This window comes from Rhizobium phaseoli, assembly GCF_001664385.1.
Taxonomy (GTDB): Bacteria; Pseudomonadota; Alphaproteobacteria; order Rhizobiales; family Rhizobiaceae; genus Rhizobium; species Rhizobium phaseoli.
On the sequence record NZ_CP013534.1, the window covers coordinates 264417 to 285846 of the forward strand.

The window sequence follows — 21430 nt, forward strand, 5'->3', positions numbered from 1 at the left end:
GATCCTGGGGAGGACGGCAGATGCAGCTTTTGCAAAACGGACGCTTCGGGGTTTCGACATGGTCGTTGCATCGCTTGCTCGGTGCCGTCCACGCCTATAGCCCCGACCCCGACAAAAGCGCGGCACCGAAGGAGCCCTACGGCCCCGGCGGCGCGGCGCTGATCGACGTGCCGGCGATGCTGACGGCGCGCGGCATCAACCGGCTGGAAATCTGTTCCTTCCATTTGCCGAGCCTCGATGCCGCCTATCTCAGCGAACTGCGTGAGGCGATGACGGCGTCGAACGTGCTGTTTCAGACCCTGCTCGTCGAGGATGGTGATCCCAGTCATGCCGGGACGGCCGAGCGCGACGTCGGTTGGATGGCGGAGTGGATCGGCATTGCCGCCGCCCTTGGAGCGCAGAGAATGCGCGTCATCGCCGGCAAACAGAAGCCGACCGAGGAAAATCTCGGCCGGGCCGCCCGCCACCTCGGTTGGCTGGCCGACAAGGCGGAAGGCAGCGGCGTGCGCGTCGTCGTCGAGAACTGGTTCGACTTGCTTCCGTCGCCGGTCGAGATGAACTGGCTGCTCGACCGGCTGGATGGCAAGGTCGGCCTCAACGGCGACCTCGGCAACTGGTCGGCGCCCGCGAAATATGCGGGGCTGGCCGATATCATGGGCCGGGCGGAAATCTGCCACGCCAAGGCCGATTACAATGCCGGCGGCCTCGATGCGGAGGATTACCGCCAGTGCCTGGAGATGTGCGAAAGGGCTGGTTATGCCGGTCCCTTCACGCTGATCTATGATTCGCCCTTCTTCGCCGACGAATGGGACGGCATCCTGCTGCAAAAGACCTTCATCGAGGATTTTCTGCGCGGGGCGCCGGCGCGCCGGACGGCTTGAACCGAAGCGTTCCCGTTATTCCTGGCGCGGGAACCGCTGGCTTTCCTCCAGCACGTTCAGATCCATGTGGTTGCGCATATAACGCTCCGATGCTTTCTGCAGCGGCTGATAATCCCATGGATAATAGGCGCCATTGCGCAGCGCTGCGTAGACCACCCAGCGGCGGGCCTGGCTTTCGCGCACGGCCGCGTCGAAAGCGGCAAGGTTCCAGCGCCGGCTGGCCTGCTCGACAAGCCGTGCCAGAATGTCGGCATGCGCCGGGTCGGCTGCCAGATTTTCGCGCTCTTGCGGATCGGCCTCGAGATCGAACAGCATCGGCGGGTCCTTTTCGCAGAGCGACAGCTTGTAGCGCCCGTCCCTCAAACAGACGAGCGGCGCCTCGGAGCCTTCCGCGGCATATTCCATCGGTACCGGGCCGCGGCTGCCGGTGCCCTTTGCGAGGGGCGCGAGATCCTGGCCTTCGGTCCACGGCTTCAACGACGCAATATCGATGCCGGCCAGACCGGCAAGCGTCGGCGTCACATCGAGGGTCGAGACGGGCTGGTCGATGCGCTTCGGCGTCCAGCCGGGCGCTGCGATCATCAGCGGCACCCGGGACGATCCTTCGAAGAAGTTCATCTTGAACCAGAGACCGCGATCGCCAAGCATGTCGCCATGGTCGGACACGAAGAGGATGATGGTGTTCTCGGCCATGCGGCTGCGTTCCAGGACGTCGAGAAGCTCGCCGATCTTCTCGTCGACATAGGAGATATTGGCGAAATAGCCGCGTCTTGCCCGCCTGATCTGATCGCTGCTGATGTCGAAAGCATCGTGCTCGCAGGCTTTCATCAGCCGCTGAGAATGAGGATCCTGCTGCTCGAAAGGGATCGGCGCTACGCCCGGGTCGAGGGCCGGACAGTCCTCATAGAGATCCCAGAATTTACGGCGTGCGACATAGGGATCGTGCGGATGGGTGAAGCTGACGGTCAGGCACCAGGGACGCTCGTCATGGCCGCGCGCGAGATCGAAGAGCTTGCGGGTGGCGTGGTAGGCGACCTCGTCGTCATATTCCATCTGATTGGTGATCTCGGCGACGCCGGCGCCGGTGACCGAACCGAGATTGTGATACCACCAGTCGATGCGTTCGCCGGGCTTGGTATAATCGGGCGTCCAGCCGAAATCGGCGGGGTAAATGTCCGTCGTCAGCCGCTCTTCGAAGCCGTGAAGCTGGTCGGGACCGACGAAATGCATCTTGCCTGACAGCGCCGTCTGGTATCCCGCCGCGCGCAGATGATGCGCATAGGTCGGTATATCGGAGGCAAATTCCGCCGCATTGTCATAGACACGCGTCCGGCTCGGCAATTGCCCGGACATGAAGGAGGCTCGCGCCGGCGCGCAGAGCGGGCTTGCCGTGTAGCTATTGGCGAAACGCACAGAGCGGCCGGCCAGGGATTTCAGGTGCGGCGCGTGAAGAAAATCGGCGGGACCATCGGGAAAGAAGGTTCCGTTCAACTGGTCCACCATCAGGATGAGGATGTTCGGGCGCGCCATGTCCAATGCCTTTTGCTATTTGAGGATTTTATTGAAACGCCTATTATGAGAGCTGTAAAGACTGCTTTTTTCGATGGCCGCTCAAAGGTATATTTATGTCAGATCACCCACCTGATCTCGGATGGATGCGGCTGTTCGTCGAGGTTGCGCGGCTCGGGAGTTTTTCGGCGGCCGCAACGCTTCTCGGCCTGACCCAGCCAGCCGTCAGCTACCAGATTCGCCGGCTGGAACAGCAGTTCGGCGCCAGCCTGCTGCGCCGCCAGCATCGTGGCGTCGAATTGACGGCAGAAGGCGAGCGGCTTCTCGAGGTCGCGGCCAGGGCGGTCGGCGACATCGATGCGCTCGCCCGCAGTTTCCGCGCCGAGGCCCAGAGACCGGTCGTCAGGCTGAGAACCGACTATGCTTTCTCGGCGCTTTGGCTGATCCCCCGCATGGATGGCTTTCGACTCCTGCATCCGGAAACCGACATACAGATCGTCGCGACGCAGAGGCTTGCAGCCGGATTTCGCGACGACGCCGATGTCGCGGTCGCTTTCGGTACGCGGGCGGAGTTCGGCGCTGTCGGCACCCTTCTGTTGCCGGAGAAGGTCGTGCCCGTCTGCACGCAGGGATTCCTCGATCGCAACGGACCCTTCGACGATCCAAGGCAATTGGCCGGAGCGAGGCTGATCCATCTCGATGCGCCGCTGCCATCGCCCTGGTTCGACTGGCGCACCTATTTTGCCGAATTCTCCATGCTGCGCGACGCCCATGCCGGCCGCGGTGATATCAGTTTCAACACCTATTCATTGGTCGTTCAGTCCGCGCTGAGCGAGCAGGGCGTGGCGCTCGGCTGGATGGGGCTCGTCGATACACTGCTTTCGGCAGGCATGCTGCTGGAAGCCGGCCCGCCACTGGAGGCGCAAGACCGGGGTTACTGGCTGGTGCCGCCGCGATCTCCAAACGTCCACAGCGAGAGGCTCAGTACCTGGCTGTCGGATGAGGCGGGGACGGTCGGCTAGAGCCGCGCCGCATGGCGGAAAGGCTCTGACGGCGGTTACTCCGGATAACCATCGCCACATCCGCATGCTCGCCAGACGCTTCGCAAGATATGGATATAGTTGAAGCCTTTTCGGGTCCGACTCTTAGCCGATTTTTCTCGTCACAAAGAAACTCATCGCAACTTTTTCATCACCATTTGGCATTGACGTGAACGGCGCTCGAAATTCCTTCCGTCCTAGTCCGTCCGTACGGATGTACTGGAGTTCCGCAAGGATTTCGAAGCCGCTCTCCTGCATCAGATTGATGTGATGGCTGCGCCACTTCCGATTTATCAGGTAGGGTCGTCGTCCACGCATCATCGTCCACGTGGGCGCGCTCAAAACCCAGTGCCCATTCCAGTCGCTTGACAGACCGTGCGATTGGAAGTCGATCAGGTGCGTCGCAAACCCTCCTGGCTTCAGCCACCGGGCAATAGCGATATAGGTATCCACGAGGTTGTCCACGTGCTCCATGACTGAATGCGTCATCAGCCAGTCCGCCGCACCCGCCTGCAGTACGTTGAAATCGGTCCATGGTGCGACGAACTTTAATCGTTCGCTGCCATTCACGAGGTCCGCCTTCAGCGCGTCGATTGCCTCCGCACTGAGGCGCTGTTGCACGATCCCATCTATCCGATCCCAGGCGAAGTTTGTCGGTGACGGCGGAAAAAAGATGTCGCCCGATACGGTGTTATCCCAAAATGCGGCCCGCTCGCCGAAGAGTTCGATCAAACCGCCCAGGACTTCAAGATCGTGCTCGATGCTCCGATGGTCTTGCAAATCCAGCCCGATATACGTGTCGACGCCCGCAAGCAGTGCGGCAAGCCCAACGCCGAGCGAACTTCCGGGGCCGACCTCGACCAATACTTCAGGTCTTTTGCCGTTCAGCCAAGGCGCTAGGTGACCGTAGTGGCGAAAGAAAAGGTCATAACAGTGGCGCGCAGAAGCAGTGCCCCCTTCTACGTGCGTATTTCGCAGTTGCGGAAGGACAAAGGAACCCACTCCCTTGGCGAGGGAGCGAAGTGCAATATGGGTCATGGCGCCACCTTTTTCATCGGAACTCCAGCACGGCAATGTGCGGCGTGCTCTACCCGGCAGAATTCACGTGCAACATCATCAGAGACCAAAGAAAAGCCAAGCAATATGGTTCGGCCTTGGACTTGTTCGTCGGGGTTGTACGCGGCTCATAGTGATTGATATTCTCACGAATCTAAAGTCATTCATTGGACGTACAGCAATAGTCACTATGACCATGCCTGGGTTGCTGAAGCGCATGAGAGGCTGCCTCAAAAAAGAATTGAGCGATTTCAGCGAGTTGTGATTCCTTCTGATTTGCGAGATTCGATGGCGTTCTTCCTCCCGTACTGGATGGTGGCTTGCTAGCGATCTATGCAACATCAGTCATAGAGAGGGCGTTCGGTAAGTCGGCGGGTGTCTTTCGTCCTCCTGGTCTATATCGGGATTTAAAAAGCGCCACATGGATGCCCGACGATGTGGGTGGCTAGCAGCAGCCTTGCGGCTCACCGCGCCTCAACACCGACGTTTGTGCCCAGGAGAAGCCTTGTCATCGGCGATGGTGATCGACATTGTGGGGCGAATCGATAGCGAAGGCGGCTGAAGCATGCGAACCATCGGATATGTCATCGGACTGCTCATGGTCGTGTTCGGCCTGATCTGGATCGGGCAGGGAAGCGGCTATTTTCCTTATCCGGCGTCGAGTTTCATGATTGTCCAAAAGATCTGGATGCTCTGGGGCGCCATGCTGGTGGCGGCGGGCATCGTCGTGATGGTCATCATCCGGCGGCTTCGCCGCAGAGGATGAATGGCTGCTGCCGTTTGGCGGCAATCCGGCCGCTGGCGGCCTGTCGAAATGAGGAGAATGGCATGAGCGCAGCTGAAATCGACGGTTTTGCCGAGCGTATCAGGAAACACCAGGGCGGTATGATCTCGGCCTGGGTCGGCATCCCCGACGCGATGCTCGTCAACCACCTGGCGCAGGAAGCTTTCGACGCCGTCGTGCTGGATATGCAGCATGGCATGTGGGACATGCAGTCGGCGGCAAATGCCGTTGCTCAGGCGCGCCTTGCCGGCAAGCCGGCCATCGCGCGCATTCCGGTCGGCGATTTTGCCTCCGCCTCGCGGCTGCTCGATGCCGGGGCCTCGGGCATCATTGCGCCGATGATCAACTCGGCCGAAGATGCGCGAGCCCTGGTCAGGACCACGAAATATCCGCCCCTCGGCGAGCGCAGCTGGGGACCGTCCCTGGCGCTGAACCATAGCGGCCTGTCGGCCGACGCCTATCTGAAGACTGCCAACGACCTCACCGTCGCCATCGCCATGGTCGAGACCCGCGCGGCGCTCGATGCGATCGACGGCATTCTCGGCGTGACCGGCATCGACGGCATTTTCGTCGGCCCCGCCGACCTCTCGATTGCGCTGTCGAATGGCGATCAGGTGGCGCCGAATGCGGCCGAGATCGACAGCGCCATGCAGCACGCCGTTGCGCGCTGCCGCGCCCACGGCAAATTCGCCTGCGCCTATGCCGGCGATGGAGAGCGGGCCGGCGAGCTGCTGAAGTTCGGCTTTGATCTGGTCATCGCCGGTGCCGAGACCATACAGCTGCGCGCCGGCGCCCGCCGCGCCATCAATGCCGCCCGCAGGATCGCTTCCGGCAGCTGATCTTCGTCAGCGGGCCGGTTTAACCGCAAGCCAGATGACGTGGCGGACGCCGCGTTTGCGACCGGCGCGGGTGTTGACGACATCGACGGCAAAGCCGCTGTCCTTGAGGCGCCGTGTGAAATCCGGATCGGGGCCGGACGACCAGACGGCGAGCAAGCCGCCGGGGCGAAGCGCCTCGCGGGCGGCGCGCAGGCCGGCGAAATCATAGAGCCGGTCGTTGGATTTGCGGGTCAGTCCGTCCGGTCCATTGTCGACATCGAGCAGGATCGCGTCATAGGCGCTCTTGCCGGCGCGGATTGCCTCGCCGACATCGCCCTGATGGATGCCGACGCGGGGATCGTCGAGACAGCCCTTGAACACTTCGGCCATCGGCCCGCGCGCCCAGGCGACGACGGCCGGCACCAGTTCGGCGACGGTGACGCCGGCATCATCGGGAAGGACGGCAAGAGCGGCGCGCAGGGTGAAACCCATGCCGAGGCCGCCGATCAGGATCCTCGGCTTCGGATGCCCCTTGATCCGCTCCCAGGAAAGCGTGGCGAGCGCTTCTTCCGAGCCGCTGAGGCGGCTGTTCATCAGCTCGTTGGCGCCGAGCATGATCGAGAACTCGCTGCCGCGCTGCTTCAGCCTGAGTTCGCCGCCTTCGCCGGGAATGGTCGCGGAATCGAGTTGAATCCAGGGCAGCATGACAGTTTCGCCTCATCTGAAGAAAGCGTCACCTAGCACAGGCAGGCGAGCGAAACCAGCAAACCAGCGTCAGACCATCCGCATGAAATGCTCCGGCTCCGCTTCGACGACATCGTCCTGGGCCGCGGCCGAACGTCGGCGAATACCCTCGACCTCGTCGGGCCTCAGCCGCGCCTTCGGATCGTCGAAACGGACGTCGGGATCCGGCACAGCCGAGAGCAGCAGCCTGGTATAGGGATGCAGCGGATTGTCGATCACCCGGGCGGTGCTGCCCCATTCGACGATCTGGCCGGCATACATCACGGCGATGTCCTCGGCGACATAACGAGCGGTGGCGATATCATGAGTGATGTAGAGCAGGCCGAGATTCATCTCCTGCTTCATCTCGTTCAACAGGTTGAGCACCCCGAGGCGGACCGAAACATCGAGCATCGAGGTCGGCTCGTCGGCGACGATCACCTCCGGCCTGATGGCAAGGGCGCGGGCGATGTTGACGCGCTGGCGCTGGCCGCCGGAGAGTTCATGCGGATATTTCGGCGCGACGAGATCGGGATCGAGCCGGACGCGCTGCAGCAGTTCGCCGATGGTAACGTCGATCTCCGCCCCTTTGATGTCAGGGCGATGCAATTTCAGTGGCCGGCGGAGATGGTGCGCGATGGTATGGGCGGGGTTCAGCGAGGCGAAGGGATCCTGGAAGATCATCTGCACCGAGCGGCGGTAGCGGGCGATCTCGGCCGAATTCGCCGTCTCGACCGGCCGGCCTTTGTAGAGAATGTGGCCCGATGTCGGCAGATATTCGCGCATCGCCATGCGGGCGCAGGTGGTCTTGCCGCTGCCGGATTCGCCGACCAGCGCCAGCGCTCGGCCAGCGTGCAGCGAAAAGGAGATCGAGCGGGCGGCATGAACGGCGGACGCGCCATGACCGAAGGTCTTCGTCACCGTGTCGAGTGCGAGAATGGCATCAGTCACAGCAGCACGCCTCCATGCAGTGAGGGGAAGGAGGCCCAGAGCTTCTTCGTATAATTGTGCCGCGGCGTCCGGTAGATCGCTTCGGCGGTATTTTGCTCCACCAGCCTGCCGGACAGCATGATGCCGATGCGGTCGCAGAACTGCACCATCAGGCCGAGATCATGGGTGATGAACAGCACGGAGAAGCCGAAGCGGCGGCGCAGCTCGTTGATGCGCTGCAGGATCTCGCGCTGGACGACGACGTCGAGCGCCGTCGTCGGCTCATCCATGATGACGAGCTTCGGGTCGAGCGCCATGCAGATGGCGATGACGATGCGCTGGCGCATGCCGCCGGAAAACTGGTGCGGATAGTCGCGCATGCGATCCGGCGCGATGTCGACGAGTTGCAGCATCTCGGCGGTGCGCTCGCGAGCTTCGGCGCGGTTCATGTTCTTGTGGGTCCGCAACACGTCTGAGAATTGCGCCTCGATCCGCAGCACCGGGTTCAGCGAATTCATGGCGCTTTGGAAGACCATGGCGACCTGGCGCCAACGGAAGGCGGCAAGCGCCTGCTGGTCGAGACCGAGTACGTCGCGGCCGTCGAGCAGGATGCGACTCTGCTTGCGGATCAGCGCCGGCGGCCTGTGCAGGCGGCTGACGGCGAAGGCGATGGTGCTCTTGCCGCAGCCGGATTCGCCGGCAAGGCCGAAGACCTCGCCGGGCGCGACATCGAAACTGACATCGTCGACGGCGCGGAAATCCTTCTCCTCGCCAATATAGTCGATGGTGAGATTCCTCACCGAGAGCAGCGGCTGCGTCACAGGCGGCCCTCCCCGGAACGAACGAGCAGCGACCAGCGCTTCAGATGATTGCCGGTGCGCAGCCGCGGATTGGCGATCTCATCGACGGCGAAATTCAGCAGCGACATGCCGATGCCGAGGAAGGCGAGCGCGAAGCAGGGGGTGAGGATGTCCCACCAGGCGCCGACCGAGAGGGCAGAGGCCTTCTGCGCGTTGTAGAGCATCGTGCCCCAGGAGATCGCGCGGGGATCCCCGAGGCCGAGAAATTCCAGCGTCGCCTCGGTGATAATAGCGAAGATGACGCTGCCGATGAAATTGATGCCGACGATGGAGATCACATTAGGGAAGATCTCGAAGGTCATGATTCGCCATTGCGGCTCGCCCATCATCTCGGCCGATTTGACGAAATCCTTGTGCTTGACGGAAAGCGTCTCGGCGCGGGTGACACGGGCGCCCCAGGCCCAGGAGGTGGCGCCGAGGATCAGCGCGATAACGAGCGGGCTTGCCTGGCCGATGAAGGCGGCGAGCACCAGCAGCAAAGGCAGGTTGGGAACGACGAGCACCATGTTGGTGAAGAAGCTGATGATCTCGTCGGTCTTGCCGCCGCGATAGCCGGCGATGATGCCGAGCGCGGTGCCGGCGAGCGTGATCAGCAGGCCGGCGCCGAAGCCGACAGCAAGCGAGGTGCGGGCGCCGTAGATGAGCCGGGCGAAGACGTCCTGGCCGATGCGGGTGGTGCCGAGAATATGGTCGAGCGACGGCGGCTGATGCGGCCGCCCGGTGCGGGCGGCGGGGTCGTATTGCGTCAGCAGCGGCGCTGCGACCGCAACAATGACGATGAAGGCGATGATGGCGAGGCCGGTGAGCGCCTTGCGGTTTCGCAGCAGGCTCTTCATCTCACGCTCCCTTCAGCCGCGGGTCGAGCAGGATATAACTGACGTCGACGATGAAATTCGCGATCAGCATGGTCGCGGTCATGATCAGCAACTGGCCCTGGATGACGGGATAATCGCGGGCGAGGATCGCCTGGTAAAGAATATTGCCGAGGCCGGGATAGTTATAGACGACCTCGGTCACCAGCGAGCCGCCGAGAATGGTGCCGATGGCGATGGCAAGGCTGGAGACGGTCGGCAGCAGGGCGTTGCGCGCGGCATACCAGAGCATCACACGCCGGTCGGACAGGCCCTTGGCGCGGGCCATGACGATATAGTCCTCGCCGAGCAGGTTGATCATGTTGTTGCGCATGGTGACGGTAAAGCCGCCGATCAGCACGGTGCAGAGGGTGACCATCGGCAGGATGCCGTGATAGGCGACGCTGCCGATATATTGCAGGCTGAAGGCCGGATCGAGCGAGGGATCGGCGGCATAGCCGTTCGGGAACCAGCCGAGCGTGAAGCCGAAGATGAAGAGCACGATCAGCGAGGTGACGACGGCGGGCACCGAGGTCGCGAAGATCGCGCCGACGGAAACGATGACATCGAACCGGCTGCCGCGGCGCCAGGCAGCGAGGATGCCGAGGAAGGTGCCGAGCGCGAAGCTGACGATCGTCGCCGTTCCCATCAGGGCGACCGTCCAGACGAGGGCATGGCCGAGCACCGAGGTGACCGGCAGCGGGAAATATTTGATCGAGCGGCCGAGATCGCCGGTGAAGATGCTGCCGAGATAGGTGAGATATTGCTGCCAGAGCGGCCCGTCGACGAAGCCGAAGGTCAGCTTCAGCGCCTGCAGGCTTTCCGGCGGCAATTCGGTGCCGGCGCTCGAAAACATGATCTGCACGGGGTCGCCCGGCATCAGCCGCGGCAGGAAGAAATTGATCGTCGCTGCCGCGATGAAGGCTGCCATGTAGAAGACGAGGCGGCGAAGCAGGAAAGCCATGGGAACTCCGTCGTGACGGGAGCGGCGCTTCCGGATGAGGATGATCTCATCCGAAACCGCTTACGCTTTTCGGCATCAGGCTCTGACGCCGCTCCCGGGAAATGACGCTTACTTGACCGGCTCGAGCGCGAGCAGGTTCAAGAGGCGTGCCGGATTGGTCCGCGAGATCGACGGATTGACGAAGGGATTTTCCTTGGTCGACCAGCCGGTGAAGCGCTTGGTGTTGTACTGATACCAGTTCGGATTGTTGAACACCGGAATCACAGGCATGTTTTCGGCGACGATGCGCTGCGCCTTGTTCATCACCTCTTTCTGCGTGGCAAGGTCGGCGGTCTGGGTGAACTCGGTCATGAGTTTCTCGACATCGGGGTTGAACCAGCGCTGCGCGGTGAAACGGGTCTTGCCCCTGTCCGAGGCGCTGAAGGCGCGCTTATAGGGGTAATAGGGCGAGGCCGATGCCGGCAGGCTGTTGATTGCCGCATCGAAGCTGCCGTTGATGAGGTTGCCGGTCCAGACAGCCTCCTCAGGCGTCTCGATCTTGGCGTCGATGCCGACCGCCTGCATGCCTTCGACCGCGATGTTGACGGTGTCGATCCAGTCCGTCCAGGAATTCGGGACGATGATCGAGAAGGCGATCTTGCTGCCGTCCGGATTGTCGCGGAAGCCGTCGCCGTCCTTGTCCTTGTAGCCCGCCTCGTCGAGCAGCGCCTTGGCGGCGTCGGCGTCATAGGTCGCGAACTTGCCGAAGTCGGCCTTGACGGATGGGTCCGACCAGCTCTTGTAAAGCTCGCCCATCAGGCCGGGGTCTTCGTTCAGCGTCGGGTAGCCGTAGCCGGCGACGTCAATCATCGTCTTGCGGTCGAGCGCCATGCCGACGGCGCGGCGGAATTTCAGGTCGTTGAAGGCCTTCTTGTTGTTCTCGTTTGCTGTTTCCAGGTTGAACAGGAAGGCGACCATGCTGCTCGGCGAATACCAGTAGTGGAAATGCGCCGGATCCTTGGAGACATAGACATTGTCGATATCGGGAATGAAGGAGACGCCCCAGTCGAGCGTGCCGTCGGCCGTTGCCGTCAGCATCTGATTGTTGTCGGCCAGCTGCGGGAAGCGCATGCAATCGACCTTCAGATGCGCATTGTCCCAATAGTTCGGGTTGCGGCATTGGTCGTAGGTCTGGCCGGTGAAACGCGGGACCTCGGTCAGCGGTCCGCTGCCGACCGGGTTCTCGTTGGCGAAAGTGACGGGATCGGCGACGTCCTTCCAGACATGTTCCGGAACGATCGGCAGCTGCGAGATCTGCTCGGCGGCGAGCGAGCTCGGGTTGGCGAGCGTGAAGCGCACCGTCTGGGCATCGACAGCTTTGACATCGGTGACGAAGCTCCAGATGCTGACGAAATCGAGCGCCGGGAATTTCTTCAGATAGGCATAGGTGAAGGTGACGTCGGCTGAGGTCAGCGGCTTGCCATCAGACCATTTCAGGTCGGGGCGCAGCTTGAAATCGATGCTCTTCAGGTCGTCGGAGAGTTTAAAGCTTTCGGCCAGACGGTAGACCGGCTTGTTGCTGTCGAAGCGATTGAAAATAACAAGCGGCTCATAGATGAAATCGAGCGTCGACTGGCGCGCCGATGTCTGGTTGAACGGATTGAAGTTGCGCACCCAGGTCGTCGCCGGTTCGATATTGGCCGTCAGGACCGTCTGCGCCACGGCGGAGCCCGAAAGCAGTGTCAGTGTGGCGGCGGCAAGAAGATATTTTTTCATGTTTTATTCCCCTTCTTTTATAAGTGAGAGATGGTGCGCCGGTCAGGAGACCAGCGCACTTGCAAATATGTCTTCGACTTCAGCGTGGGCGGCCCGATAGTCGATCTTGAGATTGCCGAGGCGGGCCTTGCCGGCGGCGATCCGCTGCAGTGCGGCGGCGGTCAACGGGCGCGCCGCCTTGGCGGCTGCTTCGCTTTGCCGGATGTCGCCATGGCTATGGAGCGCGATGTCGAAGCCGGCGTCGAGCACCTGTTTGACGCGTTCCGGCAGGGTGCCGGAGAGCGATTCCATGAAGATGCAGTCGGAAATCAGCACGCCGTCATAACCGAGCTCGTTGCGGATGACGTCGTGCATGACCGGCGATACAGAGGCCGGCAACTCCTTGTCGTAGGCGGAATAGACGACATGGGCGACCATGGCCCAGGGCGTATCCTTCATGGCGACGAAGGGTTTGAAATCGGTGGCAGCGAGCGTTTCGCGGCTGGCGTCGACGACCGGGCGTTCCTTGTGGGAGTCGAGCGTTGCACGGCCGTGCCCGGGAATATGCTTCATCACGGGCATGTTGCCGGTCTCGAGCAGGCCGTCGACCACCTCGCGGCCGAGGGCGGCGATGACATCGGGATCGGGGCCGAAGGAACGGGCGCCGATGACCGCGCTCGTCGTCTCGAAGACGAGGTCGAGAACGGGCGAGCAGCCGCTGGAAAGGCCGAGTTCCGTCATCATCGCGCCCATGGCCCGGGAGGAAAGGCGCAATGCTTTTTTGCCGAGCTCGACATCGCGGCGCGCCAGCTCGGCAAACTGCCCGAAGCTGCGGAAGAGCGGCCAGGGGCCGGCATCGAGGTGCTGGACGCGCCCGCCCTCTTGGTCGGTGAAGACGGGGGCGTCGTCGCGGCCGACGGCTTCGCGAAAGCGCTCGATCAGCCGTTTCGTCTGCTCCGGCTCGCGCTGATTGCGCCGGCCGACGAAGAGGCCGAGCGGATTGGTCTCACGAAACAACGCAAATTCGTCATCCGAAAGTACGGGATTGGGAAGGCCGACAAAAAGGGCGAGCGGGGTCGAGGACAAGTCTAGTGCTCCGGTATCAGATGGTCATTTCGGCATGCTTCTCAGCATGCCTTCGTAAATGCCCTTGTCGGGGGCGGGGATGGTGATGGCGCCGGCGGTTCGGCCGTAAAAATCGACGGGGCCGGCATCGCCGATAAAGGCATAGGCATGGCCGAGCGTCTTCATCGTCTGAAGGCAGGCGGAAAATAAAGCGAGGCCGACGCCCTTGCCGCGCACTTGCGGGTCAACGCCGGTCGGCCCGAAGAAGCCGCGCGCCGTCGTGTCGTAGCAGGCAAAGCCGAGCAGCTCACGGCCTTCGATGGCGATCAGGCAGGCGACGGGCTGGCGGGAGAAAGCGACCAAGACCTCGCTTGCCCAGTTCTCGCTGAACCGTTCGCGAACCCAGGTGACGACGAGATGCAGTTCCGGGGGGAGGGCCGGGCGGATGGAGGCGCCGACGCTGTCCGCTCTCTGTTTCAGCTCGGCGAGCTGCGTGGAGTAAAGGCTCACAAGCAGGTCCGGCACCCGACATTCCTCCTGTTATTCCGTTGTTACGGAATATATACCCCTCTTATGTTATAGACTTGGCCATCTCGCCGGGCTTGTCAACAGGGTTTTTCAATCGGCGCCAGTGATTCAGCCGCGCTGGCTGCGCTCGCTACGCAGGGCGGCCGGCACAGGCGAAAACGGCCCGGGGAGACCGGGCCGTTCGATGGAGACTGTTCGTCGATTTCAGTACTTATGCGCCGTCTTTCCAGAGCGCATGAAAGTGCTGCACCGGGCCATGGCCTGAGCCGACGGTGAGGCGTCCGGCCGCCGCGACCGCGCCGGCAAGATAATCCTTGGCGATGGCGACCGCCTGCCGCGCCGAAGCGCCCTTGGCAAGCTCGGCCGCCAGCGCGCTGGAGAGTGTGCAGCCGGTGCCGTGGGTGTTCTTCGTCGGCACCCGCTGGGCTTCGAACCAATGCAGCCCGTCGGCGGCGGCGAGCACGTCGGGGCTGTCGTCGCTGTCGAGATGACCGCCTTTGACCAGCACGGCGGCCGGGCCGAGGGCGCGCAGCCGTTCGGCCTGCGCTGCCATCTCTACCCGGTTCGTCGCGACCGGCTGGTGCAGCAGCGCGGCGGCCTCCGGCAGGTTCGGGGTCAGCATCGTGGCGAGCGGCAGCAGCCGCAGCGTCAGCACGTCGACCGCTTCGGGCGCGAGCAGGGCGGCACCGCCTTTGGCGATCATCACCGGATCGAGGACGACGGGAATGCTGCGTCCTTTGGCGGTTGCTGCGGCCAGAGCTGCGGAAAGGGCGGCGGCGACGGCTTCGGCGATGCCGGCATTGGCAATCATGCCGATCTTCACGGCATCGACGCGCACATCGGCAAAGACGGCATCGATCTGGTCGGCAACGAATTGCGGCGGCACCAGATGCACGCCGGTGACCCCTTGCGTGTTCTGCGCCGTCAGCGCGGTTAGCACCGCCATGCCATAGACGCCGCGGGCTGAAAAGGCCTTGAGGTCGGCCTGGATGCCGGCGCCGCCGGACGGATCGGAGCCGGCGATAGAGAGGACGTTGCGGATCATGCCGGGACCTTTCGAATTTCTGCGGCGATGCGGCGGGTGGCCGCCGCCGGATCCGGCGTACCGCAGACGGCGGAGACGACGGCAAGCCCCTTGGCGCCGGCGGCAAACACGTCGGCCACATGCTCCGCTTTCAACCCGCCGATGGCGACGGAGGGCACCGGCGAGACCTGCACCAGCCTGGCAAGACCGTCAAAGCCGATCGGCTGCTTGTGGTCGGCCTTGGTCGGCGTCGCAAAGACCGGGCCGACGCCGGTATAATCGACGAGATCGCGATCGACGGCAGCCGCGAGCGCCTCGGTCTCGACCGAGAGGCCGAGGATCATGTCGGGGCCGATCAACCCCCGAGCCGTGCGCGCATCCATGTCCTCCTGGCCGATATGCAAGCCATCGGCGCTGATGGCGATGGCCGCCTCGACGTCATCATTGACGATGAGGCGGGCGCCGGTGCCACCGAGCGCCTGCTTCAAGGCGCGGCCGGTCTCGATCATGCGTGCTGTCCCCGCCTGTTTGTCGCGCAGCTGCACCATCGTCGCGCCGCCGGCAACGGCGAGGCGGGCGGTCTCGACCATGCCGATCCGGGCGCAGAGATCCGGATCGAGGACGAGGTAGAGCGAAAGGTCGAAAGCCTTCATGCGATCGATACCCTGGCTCTCGCATCCAGCGCTTCGCCGTCGAGCGCGGCCAGCGCATCGAGGAAGCGCCAGGCGAACGAGCCGGGGCCGGCCGCCCCGAGCGCGGCATCTTCGCCGGCGACGGCAAAGGTCGCGAGCGCTGCGACGGTCGCGCCGAACAGATCCTCGGGCGCGGTGGCGGCAAAGGCGCCGACAAGGCAGGTGAGCGCGCAGCCGAGGGCAGTGACCTGCGGCATCAGCACCGATCCGCCCTTGATGCGCACCGCCCTGTTACCATCGGTCACGAAATCGACGGCGCCGGTGACGGCGACGATTGCCTGCTGCCGCTCCGCGAGCCGACGGGCCGAATCCTCCGCCTGCTCGACCGGATCGCGGCTGTCGACGCCCTGGCCGCGGCTCTCCCCCCCGGCAAGAGCGATGATCTCGGAGGCATTGCCGCGGATGATCGTGGGCTTGAGCGCCAGCAGATCGGCAACCGCCTGGCGGCGAAAGGCCGTCGCATAATGCGCCACCGGATCGAGCACCCAGGGTTTTCCGGATGAGGCAGCCGCCTTCGCCGCCGCCCGCATGCCGTCTAGCCATTGCGTCGACAGCGTGCCGATATTGACGGTCAGCGCGCTCGCGATGCCAGCGAATTCGCCGGCTTCCTCAGGCGCATGCACCATGGCGGGCGAAGCGCCGGATGCCAGCAGGACGTTGGCCGCGATGTTCATGGCGACATAATTGGTGATGCAGTGGACGAGCGGCGGCTTTTCGCGCATCGCCTCCAGCATGGCTCCCGAAGTGGTCTTGCTCTGCATAGCGCCCCTTTCAGGCGGGGCAGGCGCGGGGCGGCGTCTACGGCGATCCCCGAGCGACTCCCTCCGCCGGCATTATCCGGTTCAGGTTCGAAGGGTTCTTCTCAGCCCGTCTGTCGACGAACGCCCCTGTCTCTCATCACGCCCTTTTTCGCAGAGAAGGGCGCGGCTGTCATCCCGAAAATGACATTCCGTGTTCCCTCCGACAAAACTGGTTGAACGCATCACAGCGCTCCTCAACTCAAATCATGCAGATCCGTCGCAATCGCGGGCCCGATTGAAAACTCCGAAAACCGCACCGTCAATCCACTCCTCTCCGGTGTACAGGCGGTCGGGCCGACCTCGTATCGGTCGGCAACCGGGAAGGGCGCTAGCCGCAGCAGTGGCCAGCGGTTGCCGTCGCGGGAGGCCTGGATACGAAGGGCGCCGCCTGCGACGGTGACGCGGATGTGGAAGTCCTCGAGTTGCCTGAACGGCTGCGACACCGACCAGTCGGATTGGCCGTCGGTGACGACGGTGCTGAGGAAGGCTTCGCCGTCGGTGAATTCGACGCCAGTTTTGACCCAGCGGTTTTCGTCGAGGCGCACCATCAGGCCGGCCTGGTCGTAGAGGGTGCGGAACTCGCCCTGGATGCGGATCTGGGCGGTGAAGCTCTCGGCGGTGGGGAAAGCGAGGAAGTGGCCGCTGTCGCGGGTGAAGCCGTAATAGGTCTCCCGCCAGAAATCGGTCTTTTCGCCTGTTGTCAGCGTCAGGCCGGTTGCGTCGGCGTGCCAGCTTTCCGGTTCGTTCAGCCACTTTCCGTCGTTGAAATCGATGTTCATCCCATCCTCGCTCTATTGAAGCCGTGGCGCTGCCGATTCTTCGCGGCCGCATAATGCGCGAGCTTCACGCAGGCGGCCAGCCGCACTTGCGGTTCGATGCCATTTCCGCCGCTGCGACCCTCGTCTCACGACATAATCCACGGCTTGCGCTTGACACGATCACGTCATCTCTTATTCTCTTACAAAAATATGAATTACATAATTGTGGAACTTAACTCGGGAGCCCTCACATGAAAACGCTTGTCGCATTCCTGCTCGGCACTGCGCTCGTCGCCCTGCCTTCGACCCTGCTTGCTGCGGAAAAAGGCGGCGTCATCAATGTCGCGACGATCGGCGAGCCGCCGACGCTCGATCCGATGTCGTCGACGGCCGATCTCGTCGGCATCGTCACCCAGCACATTTTCGAAACGCTCTACACCTTCGACAAGAGCTGGAATGTCACGCCGCTTCTGGCCGAAAGCCTGCCCGAGATTAGCGCCGACGGCAAAACCTATACGATCAAGCTCCGGACCGGCATCAAGTTCCACGACAATAGCGATATGACCTCGGATGATGTCGTCGCCTCGCTGAACCGCTGGATGAAGATCGCCTCGCGCGGCAAGCAGGTGGCCGGATTCATCGACAAGATCGCTGCCGCAGATCCCGCGACCGTGACCATCACGCTGAAGCAGCCCTATGCGCCGCTGACCTCGCTGCTCGCCTTCAACAATTCGGCGGCGATCATCATCCCGTCGGAAAAGCAGGACGAACCGATGAAGGAGTTCATCGGCACCGGCCCCTATATGCTGAAGGAGCGCAAGGCCGATCAATATATCCAGCTCGTTCGCTTCGACGGATACAAGTCGCGCGAAGGCGACAGCAATGGTTATGGCGGCGCCCGCCATCAATATCTCGACGAAATCCGCTTCGTGCCGGTGCCGGATCCGAACACCCGCGTCGAGGCCGCTATCTCCGGCCAGTATGATTATGTCGATTCGATCCCAGTCGAATCCTACGACAAGCTGAAGGGCTCGACGGCCTCGCAGCCGGTCATGCTGAAGCCCTTCGGCTATCCTGTTTTCGTCTTCAACACGAAGGAAGGTGTCGCCGGGAATGTCGAGGTTCGCAAGGCGATCCGCCAGGCGCTCAGCATGGAAGACATGCTGGCCGCCGCTTTCGGCAGCAAGGATTTTTATGCGCTTGACGGCGCCATCTACCCGAAGACCTTCTCCTGGTCGACCGATGCCGGCGTCGAAGGCGCCTATAATGTCGCCGATCCGGAAGGGGCGGCGGCGACCGCCAAGAAGGCCGGTTATAATGGCGAGCCGATCCGTATCCTGACCAGCCGCCAGTACGAATTCCACTACAAGATGGCGCAGGTGGCCGCCGAATATCTGAAGCTTGCCGGCTTCACCGTCGATATGCAGGTGGTGGACTGGGCGACGCTGACGCAGCGCCGCACCGATCCGAAACTCTGGGATATCTACATCACCCACAGCCCCTTCCTGCCGGAGCCGGCCTTGATCGGCTCGCTCTCGACCAGCTCGCCCGGCTGGTGGGACACGCCGGCCCGCAAGGCCGCCGTCGATGCCTTCACCGCTGAAGTCGATCCGAAGAAGCGGGTGGCGCTCTGGGCCAATGTCCAGAAGGCCATTTATACGGACGCGCCGTTCATGAAGATCGGCGATTTCAACGCCGTCTCGGCGAAATCGGTCAAGCTCGACGGCGTCGATCCGGCCCCGTGGCCGTATTTCTGGAACGCTTCGATCAAGAAGTGATGGAGTGATTTCGGTGGTCGCTACTCGCTCCCTCATTCCTGTGCTCGTCACAGGAATCCAGCGCGCCCAAGTCCTTGGGCGCGGAGGACTTCTTGAACGGATAAAAGTCAATCACGGCGCAGACGCGCCGTGGCTGGATTCCTGTGACAAGCACAGGAATGAGGGCGGAGCGGTAAGTTCCACTACAGTGCCACATGAACCGAGCCTAGGAGCAAGAGTCGGATGATCCGCTACATCCTCCAGCGCCTGTTCGGCATGATCGTCGTGATGTTTCTCGTCGTCACGATCGTCTTCGTCATCGTGCGTGTGACGCCGGGTGATCCGGCCGCCGTCATGCTCGGGCCGGATGCGACGCCGCAGGATATTGCTGATCTCAGAAGCAGGCTCGGCCTCGATCAGTCGCTCGGCCTGCAATATGTCTATTATATCGGCCAGCTGCTGAAGGGCGATCTCGGCCAGTCGATCTTCCTCAACATGCCGGTCACCTCGGCACTGCTCGACCGGGCCGAGCCGACCTTCTTCCTGACGCTGTTTTCGCTTGCCATCGCCAGCGTCATCGCGCTGCCGATCGGCATCTATGCCGCCTATCGGCGGGGCTCCTTCGTCGATCAGGCGGCAACGACGCTCGCCATGTTTGCCGCCAGCATTCCAAGCTTCTGGCTCGGCCTCATCCTGATGCAGTTCTTCGCCGTCAGGCTCAGCCTCTTCCCGGTCTCGGGCTATGCCGGGCCGGGCTCGACCTTCGCCGACCGTATGTATCATCTGACGCTGCCGGCCTTTGCGCTCGGCATCGTCTCCTCGGCGCTGATCCTGCGTTTCACCCGCGCCTCGATGCTCGACGTGCTCGGCGATGATTATATCCGCACGGCGCGCGCCAAGGGGCTGGTCGAGCGCAAGGTCATCCTCAAGCACGCGCTGAAGAATGCGCTGATCCCGATTCTGACGGTGCTCGGCCTGACGGCGGCGGTGCTGATTTCGGGCGCCGTCGTCACCGAGACCGTCTTCGGCCTGCCGGGCGTCGGCAATCTCGTCGTTTCGGCCGTACTGCGCCGCGATTATCCCGTCATCCAGGGGGCGCTGCTCGTCATCGCCGCCCTCTACGTGCTGATCAATTTTGCGATCGACATGCTCTATCTGCTGGTCGACCCGAGGGTGCGCTACTGATGGCCGATATCGCAATCAAGCCCGCCGAGAGCGAGGGCAGCAAATTCCTCCGCCGCCTGCTGAAGCGCAAGACGGTGGCCTTCGGCCTGCTGATCCTGGCGATCTTCGTGCTGCTGGCGGTCTTCGCGCCCGTTGTCGCGCCCTATTCGCCGTCCAAGCTTTCGATCGTCAACCGGCTGAAGCCGCCGAGTGGCACTTTCTTCTTCGGCACCGACGAGTTCGGCCGCGACGTCTTCTCGCGGACGATCTTTGCCGGCCGCCTGTCGCTGCGGGTCGGGGCGGCGGTCGTCAGCCTGTCTGCGGTGATCGGCGTGACGCTCGGCCTGCTCGCCGGCTTTTTCCAGAAGCTCGATGCGCCGATTGCCCGGCTGATCGACGCGATGATGGCGTTCCCGGATATTCTGCTGGCGATCGCCCTCGTCGCTGCCCTCGGCCCGTCATTGACGACGGTCATCATCGCGCTGTCGATCGTCTATTCCCCGCGTCTTGCCCGCATCGTCCGCGCGTCGACGCTGGTTATTCGCGAGCTGCCCTATGTCGAGGCAGCCAAGGCGCTCGGCATTTCCACCTTCCACATCATGACCCGGCATGTGCTGCGCAACCTGCTGTCGCCGATCCTGGTGCAGGCCACCTTCCTCTTCGCCAGCGCCATGCTGGCCGAAGCCGGCCTCTCCTTCCTCGGTCTCGGCGTCAGCCCGGAGATTCCGACCTGGGGAACGATGATCGCCGGCGGCCGGCAATATATCGGCCAGGCCGACTGGATGACGCTGTTTCCCGGTGTCGCCATCATCCTTTCGGTGCTGTCGCTGCAGATGGTCGGCGACGGCCTCAGGGACATGCTCGACCCGAGACTTCGCAAAGACCTTTAATCCGCCGACCCAAATCGGCCAATCCAAATCGAAATTCGCCAATCGAAAATTCGCCAATCCAAAATTCGCATGACAGGAGTTTGCGTGAATCAATTTCCCAACGCCGCCGGCAAGGTCGAGAACTCGCCTTACCAACGGTTAGCCGCCCTCGGCATCAAGCTGCCGCCGCCGCCGCCGCCGATCGCCAATTTCGTGACGCATGTGGTGGAGGGCAATATGCTCTACCTCTCCGGCCAGGGGCCGCGCGAGGCCGACGGCTTCCTGCATGCGGGCAAGGTCGGCGGCGGCGTCGGTGTCGAGGAGGCCTACCGGCATGCGCGGCTGACGGGCATCAACCTGCTTGCCGTCATGCAGGAGGCGCTCGGCGATCTCTCCCGCGTCAAGCGGGTGGTCAAGCTGCTCGGCATGGTCAATGCCGTGCCTGAGTTCGAAGATCATCCGAGCGTCATCAACGGCTGCTCGGATCTGTTGATCGCGGTCTTCGGCGCGGCCGGCGAACATGCCCGCTCGGCCGTCGGCTTCGGCTCACTGCCCGGCAACATCACCGTCGAGATCGAGGCGATCGTCGCCTTGAATGGCTGACGAGAGCTTGCATATTTGGA

General features: G+C 62.9%; 22 protein-coding genes and 1 riboswitch. Of the genes, 8 read left to right on the forward strand and 14 right to left on the reverse strand.

Annotated elements, in window-relative coordinates:
• Nucleotides 1-20: 20 nt before the first annotated feature.
• Nucleotides 21-881 carry a sugar phosphate isomerase/epimerase family protein gene (locus tag AMC88_RS24575; RefSeq protein ID WP_064826217.1) on the forward strand — a complete coding sequence of 287 codons (861 nt, stop codon included), beginning with the start codon at nt 21-23 and terminating at the stop codon, nt 879-881.
• Nucleotides 882-896: 15 nt separating this feature from the next.
• Here AMC88_RS24575 and betC read toward each other — a convergent pair whose 3' ends face one another.
• Nucleotides 897-2411, reverse strand: coding sequence for a choline-sulfatase (betC, locus tag AMC88_RS24580; protein ID WP_064826218.1), 1515 nt, complete (start codon nt 2409-2411; stop codon nt 897-899).
• Between the two features lie 95 nt (nt 2412-2506).
• Between betC and AMC88_RS24585 the strand changes: the two genes are divergently transcribed.
• Nucleotides 2507-3412, forward strand: coding sequence for a choline sulfate utilization transcriptional regulator (locus AMC88_RS24585; RefSeq protein ID WP_064826219.1), 906 nt, complete (start codon nt 2507-2509; stop codon nt 3410-3412).
• 123 nt (nt 3413-3535) lie between these two features.
• On the opposite strand, the gene AMC88_RS24590 is transcribed toward AMC88_RS24585, so the two are convergent.
• Entirely contained in the window at nt 3536-4468 is a 933-nt protein-coding gene (locus AMC88_RS24590) for a methyltransferase domain-containing protein (RefSeq protein WP_016736692.1), read from the reverse strand.
• Nucleotides 4469-5051: 583 nt separating this feature from the next.
• On the opposite strand from AMC88_RS24590, the gene AMC88_RS24595 reads away from it, so the two are divergent.
• Together AMC88_RS24595 and AMC88_RS24600 are read left to right on the forward strand one after the other, a co-directional pair.
• A complete protein-coding gene (locus tag AMC88_RS24595) occupies nt 5052-5252 on the forward strand; it encodes a hypothetical protein (protein WP_010014035.1) in 201 nt (66 codons plus the stop codon).
• A 62-nt stretch (nt 5253-5314) separates the two neighbouring features.
• The gene (locus AMC88_RS24600) at nt 5315-6109 is read left to right on the forward strand and encodes an HpcH/HpaI aldolase family protein (protein WP_012490628.1); all 795 of its coding nucleotides are present in this window, start codon (nt 5315-5317) and stop codon (nt 6107-6109) included.
• Nucleotides 6110-6115: 6 nt separating this feature from the next.
• Here the strand turns inward: AMC88_RS24600 and AMC88_RS24605 are convergent, their stop codons facing one another.
• The 12 genes from AMC88_RS24605 to AMC88_RS24660 form a co-directional block, all read right to left on the reverse strand.
• A complete protein-coding gene (locus tag AMC88_RS24605; protein ID WP_064826220.1) occupies nt 6116-6793 on the reverse strand; it encodes a spermidine synthase in 678 nt (225 codons plus the stop codon).
• A gap of 69 nt (nt 6794-6862) precedes the next feature.
• The gene (locus AMC88_RS24610) at nt 6863-7762 is read right to left on the reverse strand and encodes an ABC transporter ATP-binding protein (protein ID WP_010023431.1); all 900 of its coding nucleotides are present in this window, start codon (nt 7760-7762) and stop codon (nt 6863-6865) included.
• Nucleotides 7759-8562, reverse strand: coding sequence for an ABC transporter ATP-binding protein (locus tag AMC88_RS24615; protein WP_064826221.1), 804 nt, complete (start codon nt 8560-8562; stop codon nt 7759-7761). Before AMC88_RS24615 ends, AMC88_RS24610 begins: the two co-directional genes overlap by 4 nt.
• Complete coding sequence (locus tag AMC88_RS24620; RefSeq protein WP_064808616.1) at nt 8559-9437, reverse strand: ABC transporter permease; 879 nt, start codon at nt 9435-9437, stop codon at nt 8559-8561. Before AMC88_RS24620 ends, AMC88_RS24615 begins: the two co-directional genes overlap by 4 nt.
• 1 nt (nt 9438) lies before the next feature.
• Entirely contained in the window at nt 9439-10416 is a 978-nt protein-coding gene (locus AMC88_RS24625) for an ABC transporter permease (RefSeq protein ID WP_064823598.1), read from the reverse strand.
• 108 nt (nt 10417-10524) lie between these two features.
• On the reverse strand, nt 10525-12171 hold the full coding sequence (locus AMC88_RS24630; protein WP_064823599.1) for an ABC transporter substrate-binding protein: 1647 nt from the start codon (nt 12169-12171) through the stop codon (nt 10525-10527).
• 42 nt (nt 12172-12213) lie between these two features.
• Nucleotides 12214-13236: a glycoside hydrolase family 3 N-terminal domain-containing protein gene (locus AMC88_RS24635; protein WP_064823600.1), complete on the reverse strand. Its 1023-nt coding sequence runs from the start codon at nt 13234-13236 to the stop codon at nt 12214-12216.
• A gap of 24 nt (nt 13237-13260) precedes the next feature.
• Nucleotides 13261-13740 (reverse strand): GNAT family N-acetyltransferase, encoded by a 480-nt coding sequence (locus AMC88_RS24640; protein ID WP_064812228.1) that lies wholly within the window; start codon nt 13738-13740, stop codon nt 13261-13263.
• A gap of 214 nt (nt 13741-13954) precedes the next feature.
• Entirely contained in the window at nt 13955-14788 is an 834-nt protein-coding gene (gene thiD, locus AMC88_RS24645) for a bifunctional hydroxymethylpyrimidine kinase/phosphomethylpyrimidine kinase (protein WP_016736701.1), read from the reverse strand.
• The gene (gene thiE, locus AMC88_RS24650; protein ID WP_064823603.1) at nt 14785-15420 is read right to left on the reverse strand and encodes a thiamine phosphate synthase; all 636 of its coding nucleotides are present in this window, start codon (nt 15418-15420) and stop codon (nt 14785-14787) included. Before thiE ends, thiD begins: the two co-directional genes overlap by 4 nt.
• Nucleotides 15417-16220, reverse strand: coding sequence for a hydroxyethylthiazole kinase (gene thiM, locus AMC88_RS24655; protein WP_041683988.1), 804 nt, complete (start codon nt 16218-16220; stop codon nt 15417-15419). The genes thiE and thiM overlap by 4 nt, the downstream gene beginning before the upstream one ends.
• 41 nt (nt 16221-16261) lie before the next feature.
• A riboswitch (TPP riboswitch) is annotated at nt 16262-16358 on the reverse strand.
• A gap of 95 nt (nt 16359-16453) precedes the next feature.
• A complete protein-coding gene (locus AMC88_RS24660; protein ID WP_064823605.1) occupies nt 16454-17038 on the reverse strand; it encodes a DUF1349 domain-containing protein in 585 nt (194 codons plus the stop codon).
• A gap of 230 nt (nt 17039-17268) precedes the next feature.
• On the opposite strand from AMC88_RS24660, the gene AMC88_RS24665 reads away from it, so the two are divergent.
• The 4 genes from AMC88_RS24665 to AMC88_RS24680 all read left to right on the forward strand — a co-directional run bounded on the left by AMC88_RS24665 (nt 17269) and on the right by AMC88_RS24680 (nt 21410).
• Nucleotides 17269-18795 carry an ABC transporter substrate-binding protein gene (locus tag AMC88_RS24665; protein WP_064826223.1) on the forward strand — a complete coding sequence of 509 codons (1527 nt, stop codon included), beginning with the start codon at nt 17269-17271 and terminating at the stop codon, nt 18793-18795.
• A gap of 222 nt (nt 18796-19017) precedes the next feature.
• Nucleotides 19018-19959, forward strand: a complete 942-nt coding sequence (locus tag AMC88_RS24670; protein WP_064823607.1) for an ABC transporter permease — start codon at nt 19018-19020, stop codon at nt 19957-19959.
• On the forward strand, nt 19959-20828 hold the full coding sequence (locus AMC88_RS24675) for an ABC transporter permease (protein WP_064823608.1): 870 nt from the start codon (nt 19959-19961) through the stop codon (nt 20826-20828). Before AMC88_RS24670 ends, AMC88_RS24675 begins: the two co-directional genes overlap by 1 nt.
• Nucleotides 20829-20897: 69 nt before the next feature.
• Nucleotides 20898-21410, forward strand: a complete 513-nt coding sequence (locus AMC88_RS24680; protein ID WP_037144659.1) for a RidA family protein — start codon at nt 20898-20900, stop codon at nt 21408-21410.
• Nucleotides 21411-21430 lie beyond the last annotated feature (20 nt).